The 16,579-nt window shown below is 55.2% G+C and carries 12 protein-coding genes and 1 pseudogene; 12 read left to right on the top strand and 1 reads right to left on the bottom strand.

Annotation, left to right across the window (positions count from 1 at the left end; translation table 11 throughout):
- Positions 1 to 23 precede the first annotated feature (23 nt).
- The 12 genes from PPOP_RS00360 (at position 24) to glnA (ending at position 15,472) form a co-directional block, all read left to right on the top strand.
- Positions 24 to 626: a putative amidoligase domain-containing protein gene (locus PPOP_RS00360; protein WP_234399624.1), complete on the top strand. Its 603-nt coding sequence runs from the start codon at positions 24 to 26 to the stop codon at positions 624 to 626.
- Positions 627 to 693: 67 nt separating this feature from the next.
- Positions 694 to 3,486, top strand: coding sequence for a DNA mismatch repair protein MutS (mutS, locus tag PPOP_RS00355; RefSeq protein WP_006283962.1), 2,793 nt, complete (start codon positions 694 to 696; stop codon positions 3,484 to 3,486).
- Positions 3,487 to 3,499: 13 nt separating this feature from the next.
- A complete protein-coding gene (gene mutL, locus PPOP_RS00350; protein ID WP_006283961.1) occupies positions 3,500 to 5,632 on the top strand; it encodes a DNA mismatch repair endonuclease MutL in 2,133 nt (710 codons plus the stop codon).
- A 56-nt stretch (positions 5,633 to 5,688) separates the two neighbouring features.
- The gene (locus PPOP_RS00345; RefSeq protein WP_006283960.1) at positions 5,689 to 6,483 is read left to right on the top strand and encodes a class I SAM-dependent methyltransferase; all 795 of its coding nucleotides are present in this window, start codon (positions 5,689 to 5,691) and stop codon (positions 6,481 to 6,483) included.
- Positions 6,484 to 6,496: 13 nt separating this feature from the next.
- Positions 6,497 to 7,414, top strand: coding sequence for a tRNA (adenosine(37)-N6)-dimethylallyltransferase MiaA (gene miaA, locus PPOP_RS00340; protein ID WP_006283959.1), 918 nt, complete (start codon positions 6,497 to 6,499; stop codon positions 7,412 to 7,414).
- 49 nt (positions 7,415 to 7,463) lie between these two features.
- Entirely contained in the window at positions 7,464 to 7,706 is a 243-nt protein-coding gene (hfq, locus tag PPOP_RS00335; protein ID WP_040730128.1) for an RNA chaperone Hfq, read from the top strand.
- Between the two features lie 194 nt (positions 7,707 to 7,900).
- Positions 7,901 to 10,525 (top strand): PBP1A family penicillin-binding protein, encoded by a 2,625-nt coding sequence (locus tag PPOP_RS00330; protein WP_042226741.1) that lies wholly within the window; start codon positions 7,901 to 7,903, stop codon positions 10,523 to 10,525.
- Positions 10,526 to 10,929: 404 nt separating this feature from the next.
- Positions 10,930 to 11,913, top strand: a complete 984-nt coding sequence (locus PPOP_RS00325; RefSeq protein ID WP_042226738.1) for an AAA family ATPase — start codon at positions 10,930 to 10,932, stop codon at positions 11,911 to 11,913.
- A complete protein-coding gene (locus PPOP_RS00320) occupies positions 11,901 to 12,146 on the top strand; it encodes a hypothetical protein (protein WP_234399623.1) in 246 nt (81 codons plus the stop codon). Before PPOP_RS00325 ends, PPOP_RS00320 begins: the two co-directional genes overlap by 13 nt.
- Before the next feature lie 186 nt (positions 12,147 to 12,332).
- Positions 12,333 to 13,592 (top strand): methionine gamma-lyase family protein, encoded by a 1,260-nt coding sequence (locus PPOP_RS00315; protein WP_042226736.1) that lies wholly within the window; start codon positions 12,333 to 12,335, stop codon positions 13,590 to 13,592.
- A gap of 96 nt (positions 13,593 to 13,688) precedes the next feature.
- Positions 13,689 to 14,099 carry a MerR family transcriptional regulator gene (locus PPOP_RS00310; RefSeq protein ID WP_006283953.1) on the top strand — a complete coding sequence of 137 codons (411 nt, stop codon included), beginning with the start codon at positions 13,689 to 13,691 and terminating at the stop codon, positions 14,097 to 14,099.
- Between the two features lie 44 nt (positions 14,100 to 14,143).
- The gene (gene glnA / locus PPOP_RS00305; RefSeq protein ID WP_006283952.1) at positions 14,144 to 15,472 is read left to right on the top strand and encodes a type I glutamate--ammonia ligase; all 1,329 of its coding nucleotides are present in this window, start codon (positions 14,144 to 14,146) and stop codon (positions 15,470 to 15,472) included.
- A gap of 107 nt (positions 15,473 to 15,579) precedes the next feature.
- Here the strand turns inward: glnA and PPOP_RS26285 are convergent.
- Positions 15,580 to 16,472: pseudogene (locus PPOP_RS26285) on the bottom strand (tyrosine-type recombinase/integrase); the annotation flags it as partial.
- Positions 16,473 to 16,579 lie beyond the last annotated feature (107 nt).

Raw genomic sequence — 16,579 nt, 5'->3', positions numbered from 1 at the left:
GGGGGCCCCGCCGCAGCCTCGAAGTGGCGGAGGACAGCGCCGCGCTGGAGTGGCTTGCCGGCGGCCGACCGCTGGGCCGCTTCCCGCTTGGCGGGCATATTCATCTGAGCGGACTGCCGCTCACGTCCGAGCTCGTGCGGGTGCTGGATACTTATGTCACCCTGCCGGTGGCCGTGCTGGAGGACCCGTCCGGTGCGTCGCGCCGGCCCCGCTACGGGACGCTCGGCGACGTGCGCCTCCAGGTGCACGGCGGGGCCGGCGGCTTCGAATACCGGACGTTGCCCAGCTTCCTGATCTCGCCCGCGTTGGCTCGGGAAGTGCTTGCTCTGATGAAGGCGGCTGTCACACACCGCCATCGCTTGAAGCGGCGCGACAGTCTGTGTGATCCGGTCATCCGCGCTTACCACACCGGCCGGACGACGGAGGAGCTGCGTCTGATCGCCTGGTCGGCGGTGCGGGGGCTGCTGGCCGAGCTGGAAGATGAAGCCGTCTCCGCCGAATCCGGAACCGAACGAGAGCTGGCCCTCATTCGTTCCTTCGCCCGCCGCATCGATTCGGGCTGGCGGTGGAATGAGCGCGCAGATATCCGCCAGGCATGGGCCGTCGGGATGGAGGGCACGGCGTAGGCGTGAGTCTGCGCACTTTTTTTGGTATAATGGGGACGATTCAAGGTCAGGTATCGGAGGGTGTTACATGGCGAAGATGACGCCGATGATGGAGCAATATTGGGCGATTAAGCAGCAGGCAGAGGACGCGATTTTGTTTTTCCGCCTCGGTGATTTCTATGAAATGTTCAATGACGATGCAATTGTGGCGGCTAAGGAGCTGGAGATTACGCTCACCGGGCGGGGCAGCAGCGGAACGGAAGACCGGATCCCGATGTGCGGCGTTCCGTATCATTCCGCCGACAGTTACATCCAGCGGCTGATCGAGAAGGGGTACCGGGTCGCTATCTGCGAGCAGATGGAGGATCCATCGGCCGTGAAGGGGGTCGTGCGCCGCGAAATCGTGCGGATTATTACCCCGGGCACGATAATGGAAGGGAAGATGATAGATGAGAAGGCCAATCATTATTTGCTCTGTATGACGGAGCATGAAGGCATGTATGCCATGGCCGCCTGCGATCTGTCGACCGGCGAGGTGACGGTGACGTCCGCTCCGGCCGGCCAGTCCTGGCTGCTGGACGAATTGAACGTATATGCACCGACGGAGATCCTCGGTGCGGAGCGGGTGCTCGACGAGGCGCGCCCGGTGACGAAGGCATGGAGCAAGCCGGTTCTGTTCACCCCTTGGACGAAGGGGGATGAGGCGCTTGCTCAGCGGCAATTCGGCGAGGCGGCGTGGATGCGGCTCGAGCCGGAACGCCGGCAGGCGTTGGCGCTGCTGATGTCGTATTTGGCTGAGACGCAGAAGCGCTCATTGTCTCAGCTGACGCAGGTCCGGACATACGAGCCGGATCAATATCTGGTCCTCGATCCGTTCACGCGCCGCAATCTGGAGCTGACGGAGACGGTGCGCGAACGGGCGAAGAAGGGCTCGCTGCTCTGGCTGCTTGATCGGACGCAGACGTCGATGGGAGGCCGCCTGCTCCGCCGCTGGATCGACAAGCCGCTGATGAGCAAGCGGGCGATCGAAGCGCGGCTCGAAGCGGTGGATACGCTGTATCATCAAATGATTTGGCGCGAGGATATCCGGGAGCAGCTTCATCAGGTGTACGATCTGGAGCGTCTTGTCAGCCGAATTGCGTTCGGTACGGCGAACGGCCGCGATCTGATCGCGCTGAAGCAATCCCTGAAGCGGGTTCCCGGCTTGAAACGGTGCTGTGAGGAGACGGATTCGGCGACGCTGCGCGAGCGGGTGTCCGTTCTGGATGACTGTCAGGATATCGTGGCGTGGATCGATCGCGCTATCGTCGAGGAGCCACCCGTGTCGGTGCGCGATGGCGGCATCATCAAGGCGGGCTATGACGCGTATTTGGACAAGCTGCAGGAAGCGAGCGTGAACGGCAAGCAGTGGATCGCGGAGCTGGAACGCCGTGAACGGGAAGAGACGGGCATCAAGTCGCTGAAGGTCGGCTACAACAAAGTGTTCGGCTATTATATTGAGGTTACCCGATCGAATCTTCAGGCGCTGCCGGAGGGCCGCTACGAGCGAAAGCAGACCTTGGCGAACGCCGAGCGGTTCATTACGGCGGAGCTGAAGGAGAAGGAAGCGCTCATCCTGGAAGCGGAGGATAAGATGATCGAGCTGGAATACGATCTGTTCAGTCAATTGCGCCAGCGCATCGGCGAACAGATCCGGAGGCTGCAGACGCTGGCCGAGGTGATCGCAGAGATCGACGTCTATCAGTCCCTTGCGGCGGTCAGCACGGCGCATCGCTTCGTCCGTCCGGAGATCACCGACGGCTATGATATGTTGATCGAGGCCGGTCGTCATCCGGTGGTTGAAGCGGTCATGGAGAGCGGTTCGTTCATGGCGAACGATACCGTGCTCGAGGAGCAGGACGCCGGGATGCTCCTTATTACCGGGCCGAACATGGCAGGGAAGAGCACCTATATGCGCCAGGTCGCGCTGATGTCGATTTTGACCCAGATGGGCTCCTTCGTGCCGGCCGACCGGGCCGTCATGCCGATTGTCGATCGGATTTTCACCCGCATCGGCGCGGCGGATGATCTGATCGGCGGACAGAGCACGTTCATGGTGGAGATGATGGACATCCAGGTGATGACCGCGAAGGCGACGCGCCAGAGCTTGGTCATTATCGACGAGCTCGGACGGGGAACGTCGACGAGCGAAGGGATGTCGATTGCGCAGGCTGTGATCGAGTTCGTGCACGACCAGATCGGCTGCAAGGCGCTCGTATCGACCCATTTCCACGAGTTGGCTCATCTCGAGGAACGGTTGAACGGCTTGCGCAACGTTTGTATGGCGGTGCAGGAGAGTGGGAATCAGGTGACCTTCCTGCGGAAGCTGATTCCGGGAGCGGCGAGCACAAGCTACGGCATTTACTGCGCTAAGCTGGCTGGGCTGCCGGATTCGATTATCCGCCGTTCCTATGATCTGTTGCAGACCTATGAGACAGTTGAGACAGAAGCGCTGCGGGAGACTACTGCAGAGACAACTCCGGCTGACGCAGGCAGCACGTTGCCAGATCGGCCGGCACTGCCGGATCGGGAGAGGGATCAGGCCGAGCCGCCGGCGCTTGCAATGGAAGGCCTGGACAGGGGGGGGGCTGCGGAGCCGATGCCGGTTCTGGAAGCGGCATCGGCCGCAAGCGGGGCCGTCGAGCAGCTGTCGCTGTTCGGCTGGGAACAATCTGCGGCGGCGGCCAATCCGGCCGTGAAGGCGGAGCAGCGGCGGAACCGGCAGGCCGACGAGTTGATCGCCGAGCTGCGGGAGATCGATGTGCTCTCGCTCACGCCGCTGGAGGCGATGAACGCGCTGCACGCGTTCATGAAGCAGGCGCGTGGACTGAAGAACGACTAAGGGGGGATCCGAGATGGCCGTCATTCATATTTTGGACGATCATATCGCCAATCAGATTGCGGCTGGAGAGGTCGTGGAACGGCCTTCCTCCGTTGTCAAGGAATTGGTGGAAAATTCGATCGACGCCGGGAGCACGCGGATAGATGTGACCGTCGAGGAGGGAGGGCTCCAGTTGATCCGGGTCAAGGACAACGGGTCCGGAATCGCGGAAGACGATGTGGAGACCGCCTTCCAGCGCCACGCGACAAGCAAAATCGCTTCCGGCAAAGATCTATTCGCTATCCGCAGCCTCGGTTTCCGCGGAGAAGCGCTGCCCAGCATCGCCGCCGTCGCGCGGGTGGAGCTCACCAGCTCCGCGGACGACAACGGCCTCGGGCGGAAGCTGACGATGGAAGGGGGAACCGTAAAAGCATTCGGGCCGGAGCAGTCCATGCGGGGTACGGATATCGCCATACGCGATTTGTTCTACAATACGCCGGCCCGATTGAAATATATGAAGACGGTGCAGACCGAGCTCGGGCATATCTCCGACTACATATACCGCCTGGCGCTCGCCTATCCGCAGATTGCGTTCACGCTGAGGCATAATGATAATCTGCTGCTGCAGACGATCGGGAACGGCGATTTACAGCAGGTGATCGCGGCGGTGTACGGCGTGCAGACGGCGAAGAGCATGGTGCCGGTGGAGGCGGAGCAGCTCGATTACAAGTTGAAGGGCTATATCGGGAAGCCGGAGCTGACCCGATCGAACCGCAACGCGATGTCCTGGTTCGTGAACGGGCGTTATGTGCGCAGCTTCGCCTTGAACCAGGCCGTGCTCAAGGCGTATCATACGCTGCTGCCGATCAATCGGTTCCCGATGATCGTCCTCCATGTGCAGATGCATCCGACGCTGGTTGATGTCAATGTGCATCCGGCGAAGCTGGAGGTCCGGTTCAGCAAAGAGCCGGATCTGTGCGAATTCATCTCGTCAACGTTGCGCGACATCCTGCTTGAGCAGGCGCTCATCCCGCAGGCCGCTCCAGGCAAGGCGAAGGTGCGCACTTATGTCGAGCAGACGGAATGGCAGTGGGCTGCCGCGCCGCTGGCCGGAGGCCGAGAAGAGGCCCGGCTCAAGCCGATGGGCGCGCTCGTTCCGTCGGCGGAGCCAGAGCTGTCGCCGCTCCCGCCCGAGAGCGAAGCATCTGCCCCTGATCTGGGTTCGGATCAGGCCGGGTATGAGCTTGCCCGCGCTGGCGTGAAGCCTGCAGATGATGCAAAGCGGAGCGCCGGGGCGGCACCCGCGCCAGCGGAGAGCGGCCATGCGGCTGCTCCAGAGGCGGACTATCGCCGCCGGGATGCTACGACAGCGGAGCGGGCGCCTAAGCTGGCTGCGAGGCCGATGAAGGAACCGGAAGCGGTGCGCGAGTCCTGGAGAAGCTATGCTGACGGGAGCGGAAGCCCGCGTTCCGGTGTTTCTGCCTCGGCGCAAGCGCCGACCGAGCCGCCGTCTGGCTTCCGCCAGGCGGGCGCTCTGGCGGCATGGCAGGTTGGCGCGGGCAAGCCGACGGAGGCGGAACTGCCCCCGTTCCCTGCCGTAGAGCTTATTGGTCAACTGCACGGAACGTATCTCATCGCATCCAATACGGAGGGGCTATATTTGGTCGATCAGCATGCCGCCCACGAACGCATCAATTATGAATATTATTATGAGCGCTTCGGGCATCCCGAGGAGGCGTCGCAGGAGCTGCTGCTGCCGTTGACGTTGGAGTTCACGACGGCGGAGGCGGTGCGCATCCGGGATCGGCTGCATCTGCTGGAGCAGGCTGGGATTTGGCTGGAACCGTTCGGAGGGCAGACGTTCCTCGTCCGGTCGTATCCCCACTGGTTCCCGAACGGGGAAGAGGCCGATCTGGTACGGGAGATGACGGATTGGGTACTGCGCGAGAAAGTGCCGGATATCGCCAAGCTGAGAGAGGCTTCGGCAATTATGTGCTCGTGCAAAGCCTCGATCAAGGCGAACCAGCGCCTGGCCGAGGCGGAAGCGGAAACGCTGCTGGCCCGGCTGGCCGCATGCCGCCAGCCATATACTTGTCCGCACGGCCGCCCGATCGTCGTCAAATTCACAACCTATGATCTGGAGAAAATGTTCAAGCGGGTCATGTAATGCGGCTGCCGCATTTGTGTTTCCCTCTCTAAAGCATATATAATGAGGAGGAGCTCATGATTGTAACTACAGGGGACAAAACCTCTTCGCACATAAGGGAACGTGCCCGGAGGATGGCCGAGATGTTCGGCCATCGGTTCGTCGAGCGCCGCAGATGTACGCTGGCCGCTCTTCGGAATCGGTACGGGGACGATGAATTTGTCGTCTACCGTAATAAAGATGTACGATACACGAAGCTGGGGGTAACCGAGATGATCTATCACCCCAGCATGGCCTATGTCCGCATCAAGCGACTGCTGGCCGGTGATGGGGACACGATGATTGCCGCCAGCCGCGCCAAACCGGGCGATAAGGTGCTGGATTGTACGGCTGGTCTCGGGTCCGATGCGCTTGTCTTCTCCCATGTCGTAGGCGAAGCGGGCCGCGTGACGGCTCTGGAAAGTGAGCAGGCGCTGTTCACCCTGCTGCATGAAGGGCTTCTCTCGTATGAGAGCAGAATTGAATGCATTAATGAGGCGATGCGCCGCATCGAGCTGAAGCAGGCGGATCATTTGGAGTGGCTGCGCGGCCTTCCCGACTATTCGGTGGACATCGTCTATTTCGATCCGATGTTCCGTGAACCAGTGAAGGAATCGGCATCGATCGACCCGCTGCGTGCATTGGCCAATCCGGGAGCCGTGAAGCCGGAGGCGATTCACGAAGCTTGCCGCGTGGCCAGGAAGACGATCGTCATGAAGGAATTGCGAGGCAGCGAGGAATTCAGACGGCTCGGATTCGAACGAATTGTACATACCGGGACGAAATTAGCATATGGAGTGATTGACATTGTCGGCAACAACGTCGCCAACTAGGCCAAGGCTGCTCGTGCTCGTCGGCCCTACGGCAGTTGGCAAGACAAAGCTGAGTCTGGATGTGGCTCATGCCTTCGAGTGCGAGATTATATCCGGCGACAGCATGCAGGTGTACCGCGGGATGGATATCGGAACGGCGAAGCTGCCACCGGAGGAGAGGCGGGGGATACCTCATCATCTTATGGATATTCATGATCCGGATTATGCCTTCTCCGTCGCCGAATTCCAGGAACGATGCCGTCATCTTATTGACGATATCACAGCGCGGGATCGGCTGCCGTTCCTTGTCGGAGGGACCGGCTTGTATGTCGAATCGGTCTGTTACCGTTTCGAGTTCAGCGATGCCGGTTCGGACGAGGCTTTTCGCCGGGAGATGAGGGAAATGGCGCTCGTCTATGGTCCCGAAGCGCTGCACGCCAAGCTGCAGGCCGTCGACCCGGTAACGGCGAACCGGCTGCACCCGAATGATCAGCGGCGGATCGTGCGGGCGTTGGAGGTTTACCATCTGACCGGCCAGACGCTATCCGCGCAGTTAGCAGGCCAACAGAAGGCGTCTCCGTATGACATGTGCTTCATCGGTTTGACAATGGAACGGCAGTTGCTATATAACCGTATTGAAGATCGTATCGACGTCATGATCCGGGACGGACTGATTGAGGAAGTGCGCCGCTTGCTTGATGCAGGCTATTCGCGGCAGCTCGTCTCCATGCAGGGGCTGGGCTACAAGGAAATCGCTACATACTTGGAAAATGAAGTGTCGCTGGAGGCCGCCGTCGAACGGGTAAAGCGGGACACACGGCGTTTTGCGAAGCGTCAGCTGTCATGGTTCCGCCGCATGCAAGATATTGAATGGGTGGATGTGAGCGAAGCGGAGCATGCGGACGAACATTTCGATCGAATTTGTAAAATCATAGCAGGAAAGTTTCGGTAAGAGGTTGAATATATTTCAACACAACCTTATGATTATGGGGGTACGGACGATGAATAAATCTATTAATATCCAAGACACGTTTTTGAACCAATTGCGCAAGGAAAGCATCCCGGTGACGGTGTACTTAACGAACGGGTTCCAGATTCGCGGGGTTATCCGTGCTTTTGACAACTTTACCATCGTCATAGACAGCGACGGCCGCCAGCAAATGGTGTATAAACACGCCATTTCCACGTTTACGCCGCAGCGTAACGTATCCCTGATGCAGGATCATCAGAACGACACGCAATAAGCTTCAGCAGGGGCCGAAGGGAAGCCATGCAACTTTTCGCCCCTGTTTTGCGTCTAATGGTATAGTCCGCTGCCGAACAACCCTGAAGGGTTGTTCTTTTCATTGCACGTCCCATTAGGTGCTGGATAGCATGCAAAACGTAAGAGATAGAGTAGAGAGAACTCATTTCTGTGAACAAAAGGGAGTCGGTTACGATGACGAGAGAGAAGCAACCTCCCCAGCGTACACGCACGCGCACACCGGTGACAACGAAGGGGAAAGAAAAGGCGAAGCCTCCGAAGAAGCGCGGCAAGTGGAGTTGGCGCAAAACCTTCTGGCTGTCGTTCTTTATGGCTGCATTTGCCGCCTTTATCGCGGTTGGCGGTTATCTGTTTATCTTGCTGAACGGGGAGCGGCTGATGCGCGAGTATAAGGACGCCGACATGTTCGAGATGGCTGAAATCTCCACCGTATTTGACAGCAATAATATGGTTATCGCCCATCTGGGCAGAGGAATTGAGCATCGGGAGATTGCCGAGTCGGAAGATATTCCACAGGGTGTCCGCGATGCGTTCATCTCGACGGAGGACCGGCGCTTCAACGAGCACATCGGGGTCGACCTATGGTCCATTGGGCGCGCCATGATGAAAGATATCGTGTCGCGAAGCCTGGCCGAGGGCGGCAGCACGATTACACAGCAGCTGGCGAAGAACATGTTCCTGACCAGCGACAAGACCTTCTTCCGGAAGGCAACCGAGGTGTCCATCGCGTTGGCGCTGGAGAACCATTTTACCAAAGACGAAATTTTGACGATGTATTTGAACCGTATTTTTTTCGGTAAACGGGCCTATGGCATTATCGCCGCATCGAAAACTTACTTCGGTACGGAAGATCTCAATCAGCTTGAATTGTGGCAGATTGCCACGCTGGCTGCCATACCCAAGGCACCGACCCATTACAATCCGATCAATAATCCGGAGCGCTCGAAGGAACGGCGCCAGGTTGTGCTCCAGCTCATGTACGAGCAGGGCTATATTACAGCGCAGGAACGGGATGAAGCGTCTGCGGTCGATTACGTGCCGGTAGAGACTAAGGATGAAGGGGCCGTCGACAATAATAACGAAGAAGTGTATTATTCTTATCTTGATTATATGGTAGAGGAAATCGTGGAAAGGACCGGTCTTACCGAAGACCAGTTGTTCCGCGGTGGGTACCAGATCTACACGACGCTGGATGCGAATGCACAGCGTATCATGTACGGCGCCTTCAATAATGACGAGATGTTCGAGAAGAGCAAAGACGAGACGAAGGTACAGGGCGCGATGGTCATTACGGATCATCAGAACGGCGCAATCCTGGCGATGATGGGCGGACGAGACTATGCCCGCAAAGGATTGAACCGGGCGACCATCAAGCGGCAGCCGGGTTCGGCCTTCAAGCCAATTGTGTCCTACGCCCCGGCGCTGGAGACCGGCAAATGGTTCCCGTGGTCGAAGCTGAGCAATGAGAAGCAATCCTTCAACGGCTACAGTCCGACCAACCTGGGCGGCTATACGACTAGCGTAAGTATGAAGGAAGCGGTCAGACGCTCGATCAATATTCCGGCGGTTTGGCTGCTCAATGAGATTAAATTGAAGACCGGTTTTGAATTTGCGAAGAGCCTGGGCTTCCCGCTGACGAATGACGATTTTAACCTGTCGATCGCATTGGGTGGGATGACCCACGGCGTGACGCCAATAAATATGGCTACCGCCTATAATGCATTCGCCAATGGAGGCAATTATTATCCATCTTACGCTGTGGCGAAGATTGTGGATCGCAAGGGGCATGATTTTTACACGTATCATGTGCCGAAGCCGGTGAGTGTCATGAGCGAGCAGACCGCTTACTATATGACTGAGATGCTTACGGATGTCGTGCAGAACGGAACCGGTACGCAGGCGCAGATTAGCGGTCGCCAGGTAGCAGGCAAGTCCGGCACGACACAGCATTCGGTTCCGGGCTATGACGGAGCGGGCGACCGGGATGCGTGGTTCGTCGGCTATACGCCGGAATGGGCGGCGGCGGTATGGATGGGATATGATAAGACGGACCGTGATCACGTGCTGCATGAGAGCAGCCGGGTGCCTTCGCGCATGTTCAGCGAAGTGGTGGGCAAGGCGTTGAAGGATCGGAAGTCCGGTTCCTTCGGGAAGCCGGATCATGTTGAGAAAGAGCCAGATCCGGTACAGAAGGTTAGCGGCCTGACCGCGTCCTACTCGGAAGCGACGAAGACAGTGTCGCTAAGCTGGAAGCCGGTTCAAGGCGAGAAGATTGTCTACAATCTGTATCGGAAGTCTTCCGCCGAGCAGGAATACACGAAATTGCTGTCTGGACTGCAGGTAACGAATGCGGAGGATATCGGCGTATTCGCAGGCGAGACGTATTCCTATGTTGTGACGGCGGTAAGTGGAGACGAGGAATCGGCCCGTTCCAACGTCGCCGCGGTCAAGATCGAGGAAGAAGAGATTCAGATACCGGATCCGCCGGAATCGCCGATTACGGATCCTCCGGACACTTCGGACACTCCGGACCCGGGAGAAGACCCTGCCGGATCGGTTGATCCGTTCCCGCCTGACCCTGACGGTTCCGATCCGTCTGGCGACGAGGATGGGACGGAGAGTGTGCCTGGAACCGTGGTTCCTGATCAAACGGAGCCGCCTGCTCAGCCGGATCAGATGGATGGCTACGAAGATACGGATCACGTTCAGGATTCGGCCGTTACGGGCAACAACGGAGAGGGCAATGGCAATGGCCATGGCTTTGGCCGTAACGGAAATAACGGCGACGGAAATGGTTAATGCACATTTCTACGCATCAAAGGAAGCGCGCAATGATGAATTGCGCGCTTTTCTTTTTGCGTATAATACAAAACTTCTAATAACCTGTTCGACGCTAGAATATATTGAACAGCATAGACGCCTCGGAATGGCAGGAGCGAGGGTTGAACGCCGAAAGGGTGACGCATATGAATGTACGACACAAAGCGGCCGCCTCGAACGCAAAAGCAAGACCTTCGCGTCAAATGAATCGCCGTCGCCAGGAAGCGGTCCTCACGTGTCAGCCACATGTTTATCATATGATATGAAATGAAATGGACCTTCCTACAATTTCAGTTACTGAAAGAGGGGAATCAGAATAATTTCGGATGTAGCCCACCTTTTGTACGAAGAACCCTACAAGTATGGGGAGGGGGAGGATGCCAATGAAGAGTGATAGCCGTGTTATTACTTCTCAAGATAGAAAAATAAACGTCGTATTTAGAAATTCCCCTGAGCAGATAAAAGCAGTTGAAGAAGTAGTACCCAAATTAGACTTCGAGTCACAGCCTGATGTTTTTTCCAAAATAATTATGGAACTCGATGATATGATAGGACTAGAAAAAATAAAGGAATTCGTTTTTTCCATGTATGCTATTTTGCAAGTCAGAAAGTTGCGTAAAGCTGAAGGGTTAAAAGTTGACGAACAAGTCTTTCATATGATATTTAAAGGGAACCCGGGGACGGGCAAGACGACGGTCGCCCGGATCATAGCAAAGATGTTTAAAACGATGGGGCTATTAGGTAAAGGACACCTAATTGAAGTCGAGCGTGCCGATTTAGTGGGAGAGTACATTGGACACACAGCACAAAAAACACGAGAAGTTATCAAGAAGGCAATCGGAGGCGTCTTGTTCATTGACGAAGCGTACAGCTTGGCTCGCGGGGGAGAGAAAGATTTCGGCAAGGAGTGTATAGATACACTTGTAAAAGCTATGGAAGACCAGAAAAACGATTTTGTGCTAATACTGGCTGGATATCCAAATGAGATGGATGACTTACTTGATACAAATTCTGGACTTCCTTCAAGATTTGCAATCCACATGGATTTCCCTGACTATACTGACGAGCAATTAGTTAAAATTGCCCACAAAATGGCTTTTGAAAAAGAGTATGTACTTGCACCGGAAGCCATGGTAAAAATAAGAGAATTCATTGTAGCAGAAAAATTTATGAATTGCAATTTCAGTAACGCACGATTTATCAGAAATTTAATAGAAAAAGCCATTCGGAATCAAGCAGTAAGACTAGTAAAAAAATCAGGTAAGCTGTCCAAGGAAACACTTTTGAAATTAGTTTATGAGGACTTTATTGAGGTGAAAAATTGGGAAGAGAAAAAAGAGTTGAGTCCGTATCATTGTGTAAAATAGTTACGGAGCTGGATAATGTGCTGATGCCTCAATTGCTCTTGAAGCTGAAGAATGTCATTCTGGAGGAGAGGATGATATGTTCCAACTTGTTCAGCAATGCGCGGTTCGTGTGCAATGTCATGGAGAAGGTGATGCGCAACCAGGCGGTACGCTTGCTGCAGACCTACCCCGAGCAGTCGCCAGGCAAGTTGGAGCAGATGACGCTGTGGCCGCAAGATGTAAAATGGGAGTAAAAATGAGGTATACTGGGGTACAGAAGCGGGAAGCCGGCTTCGTATGGAAGATTCCATGCAGGAATTTGAGGACTCGATCGGGCGGAGGCAGGGCTCCATAGCTTCAAGCTGGAGTCTTATCTATCATAAGTACAACGGGAGCTTATTGGGAAGTGCGTTGTCGAGAACAAGGGGAATGAATGGAACATGCAATTTTCAGTTGAGATGATGAGGCTGGCAGAACGGATAGAGGAGCAAATCAAGGATCGGGTCCGAGCCATCGAGTCGATTGTGGAACAGAACCAGTGGAAGGTTATACAAGCTTTTCAGCGTCATCAGGTAAGCGATTTTCATTTTGCCGGATCGACGGGCTACGGCTACAATGATCGGGGCAGAGAAGTACTGGATGAGGTCTATGCCGACGTATTCGGCGCGGAGGCGGCGCTAGTACGGCCTCATTTTGTATCGGGAACGCATACGATCGCGACCGCTTTATTCGCGGTGCTTCGCCCGGGCGATGAGCTGTTGTATATTACCGGAACACCTTACGATACGCTGCACAAGGTGATTGGAGAGGAAGGCGACGGGACCGGCTCGCTTCGCGACTGGGGCATTCATTACGACGAGGTGGAGCTGACGGATGAGGGCCGAGTCAATTGGACGGAGGCCGAGCGGCGGATCTCGCCGCGCACCAAGGTGATAGGCATTCAGCGATCGCGCGGCTACGCCTGGCGGACATCGTTTTACGTCGATGAGATCGCGGACATGGTTGCCCAAGTCAAGCGGCTGCTCCCGGATGCGATCGTGTTCGTCGATAACTGCTACGGCGAATTTACGGAACGGCTGGAGCCGACGGAGGTCGGGGCGGATCTTATTGCCGGTTCGCTTATCAAAAATCCGGGGGGCGGCATCGCTGAGACCGGAGGCTACATCGCTGGTAAGCGGCGCCTCGTGGAAGCAGCGGCGGCGCGTCTGTCCGCCCCAGGGATCGGGGGAGAAGTCGGGGCGATGCTTGGCATGACGCGCGCCATGTACCAAGGGCTGTTCCTTGCGCCGAGTATCGTGGGACAAGCCGTGCGCGGCAGCGTCTTCGCGGCGGCCATGTTCGAGGAGCTTGGATTCCAATCGTCCCCACACTGGTCGGCACCGCGGACGGATCTCATCCAGGCGATCCGCTTCGATTCCGCCGAGCATCTTATCGCCTTCGTGCAAGGGATCCAAAAGGCGTCAGCCGTCGACGCCCATGTCGTGCCGGTACCATGGGATATGCCCGGCTACGATCATTCGGTCATTATGGCGGCAGGTACCTTCATCCAGGGCGGCAGCCTGGAGTTGTCTGCGGATGCGCCGATACGGGAACCCTATACGGCATACATGCAGGGCGGATTGACTTATGCCCATGCGAAGCTGGGAGCGATGACCGCACTATCCGCCATGGTAGAGCTGGGACTGTTGAAGCGGTTCTGATATTTCTGTCAGTTTTCCTGACATCTGTTGACACCTATTTGAACGGGAGATACAATGTAGGGAAGCAAGTGAGCATCAGAGGAAGGTTGATGAGCGGTGGGGGATGAAATTCGCAGAAATATGGCTTTGTTTCCAATCGGCATCGTAATGAAGCTGACGGATTTGACCGCAAGGCAGATTCGTTACTACGAGCAGCATGAATTGATTATGCCTGCACGCACGTCCGGCAACCAGCGTCTATTCTCATTCAATGACGTGGAGCGGCTGCTGGAAATTAAGGCGCTTATTGAGAAGGGTGTGAATATCGCCGGGATCAAGCAAATGCTTCATCCGGTCTCCAAGGAATCAGAGGAGGCGACCGTGTTAAGCGAAGATTCGGAAAGTAAACGCAAGGAACTGTCGGATATTCAACTGCATCGAATGCTGAAGCAGCAGCTCATTTCTGGAAAGAGACCGGGTCAAGTGTCGTTGATTCAAGGTGAACTGTCCCGTTTCTTTACGAAATGATCATGCTAATCTAATCCAGGTTCACAAGAAGGAGATGTTACCCTGTGGGATACACCAGAGAAGATATTGTACGCATCGCGGAAGAACAAAATGTACGATTTATCCGGCTTCAATTTACGGATTTGCTGGGAACGATCAAAAATGTGGAGATCCCGGTAAGCCAATTGAACAAGGCGCTGGACAACAAAATGATGTTTGACGGCTCTTCCATCGAAGGTTATGTGCGAATTGAAGAATCAGATATGTATCTGGTGCCTGATTTGGAAACTTGGGTAGTGTTCCCATGGGTAACGGAAGATCGAGTCGCGCGGTTGATTTGTGACGTATATACAACAGACGGAGTTCCATTCGCCGGATGTCCGCGCGGCATTCTGAAGCGGGCGCTGAAGGAAGCGGAAGAAATGGGTTATACGGCGATGAATGTCGGGCCGGAGCCGGAGTTTTTCCTATTCAAAACAGATGAGAAGGGCAATCCGACGATGGAGTTGAACGATCAGGGCGGTTATTTCGATTTGGCCCCGACGGATCTCGGAGAGAACTGCCGCCGCGAGATTGTATTGAAGCTGGAGGAAATGGGCTTTGAGATCGAAGCGTCCCACCATGAAGTGGCACCGGGGCAGCATGAGATTGATTTCAAATACGCGAACGCCATCAAGGCCGCCGACCAGATTCAGACCTTTAAGCTCGTCGTGAAGACGATTGCGCGCCAGCATGGCCTGCACGCTACCTTCATGGCGAAGCCGCTGTTCGGCGTGAACGGTTCCGGCATGCACTGCAACATTTCGATGTTCCAGGGCAAGGAGAATGCGTTCTATGACGAGAAGGATAAGCTGGGCTTAAGCGACGATGCCCGCAGCTTCATGGCCGGGGTGTTGAAGCATGCCCGCGGCTTCGCGGCTATTACGAATCCGACGGTTAACTCCTACAAGCGGCTCGTTCCGGGATACGAGGCTCCGTGCTATGTCGCCTGGTCCGGAAGCAACCGCAGCCCGATGGTCCGCATTCCGGCATCCCGCGGTCTCAGCACGCGTATCGAGGTGCGCAACCCGGATCCATCAGCTAACCCGTATTTGGCGTTGGCCGCCATTCTGAAGGCCGGATTGGACGGCATCAAGCAAAATTCCGATCTGCCGGCGCCGACCGACCGAAACATCTACGTGATGACGGACGAAGAGCGCGATGCGGAAGGCATCCCAAGCTTGCCATCCAGCCTCAAAGAAGCGCTGGAAGCACTGGTCCGCGATAAGATCATTTGCGATGCGCTTGGCGAGCATGCGTTGCAGCACTTCATGGAGCTGAAGGAAATCGAGTGGGATATGTATAGAACACAGGTTCATCAGTGGGAACGCGATCAATATATGACCTTATATTAATAGCTTAATCCCTAGAGCCGTAAGGCTTCTGGGGATTTTTAGTGTGGGGGGCATGGAGAGGATTTTAGCGGCGTTCAGGGTGATGCCCCCAAAACGCCCCCAAAAATTTATGGGCGAAATATTTGTTGTGTGTTCTCCTCATATCTCTTCATATTTTCCGCTTCAAGTTTTTTGGATATGTGAGAATACACGTCCGATGTAATCTGAATACTCCCATGTCCGAGCCGCTCCTGGACGTACTTCATATCGGCTCCGATCTCAAGCAAAATGACGGCGTGGGTGTGACGCAGTGAATGGATCGGCAACGACGGTAATCCTGCACGCTTCAGAATCTTAGAGAACGCATTAAAGAGTGATGATTTTGGCATGAAATTACCGTCTTCCCGGCAGAGCACCAAATTCAGATCGCGGTGGTATGCGCCATGAAGAGCGAGTTTCTGGTTTTGCCAGTTCATATGATACCGCAAGTCATTAGTCAGCGATTGACTCATGGTAATTGTGCGTGTGGATCGAATTGTTTTCGTATCTCCAAACAGTTCGCTTTTATCCTTCGCGTGAAGTCCAAGGTTTCGTTAATTGAAATTGTCTTGCTCTTGAAGTCGATGTCGCTCCATTTAAGTGCGGCCGCCTCACCTTTACGCATACCGGTCTCGATGAGTAGCTTGAAGAATATCCAGTAAATATATCCGTATTCGTGTGCTGTTTGCAGGAAACCCGGAATATCGCTTGATTCGATATACTTTATACCTTCCCTTTTTTTAGCTCCCTTGAACTCAACGCCCACACACGGATTCTTTTCAAGCTTTCCAAGCAAACAAGCTTTCTGTATGCAGTTATGCATCGTAGAATGAACGAGTTCCGTAGTTCTTCTGCTGTACCCTTTTTCAAGAATGTAGTTAATGAATTTCTGGTACATCAGCGGCTTTACATCTTTTAATAAAATTTCTTTGAAATATGGCTTGATGTGGTGTTTAATATTGTACTCGTGCAGCTCAAGTGATTGGATGGGACGCAAAGGAAAGAGAGGTTGAAATAAGTTAGGTTTAATTTATAATGTAAAGGATCCGTTGAGAAAGGATCTGTCAAGAGTTGTAGAGTAGAGGAGCG

The organism is Paenibacillus popilliae ATCC 14706 (genome assembly GCF_000315235.1).
Lineage (GTDB): Bacteria > Bacillota > Bacilli > Paenibacillales > Paenibacillaceae > Paenibacillus_B > Paenibacillus_B popilliae.
The sequence above is the reverse complement of the archived record's forward strand: the minus strand, read 5'-3'. Positions and strand labels throughout refer to the sequence as shown.

Excerpts from the sequence above, each read along its gene's own strand:
- mutS (WP_006283962.1), top strand. The coding sequence starts at position 694 with ATGGCGAAGATGACGCCGATGATGGAGCAATATTGGGCGATTAAGCAG.
- mutL (WP_006283961.1), top strand. The coding sequence starts at position 3,500 with ATGGCCGTCATTCATATTTTGGACGATCATATCGCCAATCAGATTGCG.
- PPOP_RS00345 (WP_006283960.1), top strand. The coding sequence starts at position 5,689 with ATGATTGTAACTACAGGGGACAAAACCTCTTCGCACATAAGGGAACGT.
- hfq (WP_040730128.1), top strand. The coding sequence starts at position 7,464 with ATGAATAAATCTATTAATATCCAAGACACGTTTTTGAACCAATTGCGC.
- PPOP_RS00330 (WP_042226741.1), top strand. The coding sequence starts at position 7,901 with ATGACGAGAGAGAAGCAACCTCCCCAGCGTACACGCACGCGCACACCG.
- PPOP_RS00325 (WP_042226738.1), top strand. The coding sequence starts at position 10,930 with ATGAAGAGTGATAGCCGTGTTATTACTTCTCAAGATAGAAAAATAAAC.
- PPOP_RS00315 (WP_042226736.1), top strand. The coding sequence starts at position 12,333 with ATGCAATTTTCAGTTGAGATGATGAGGCTGGCAGAACGGATAGAGGAG.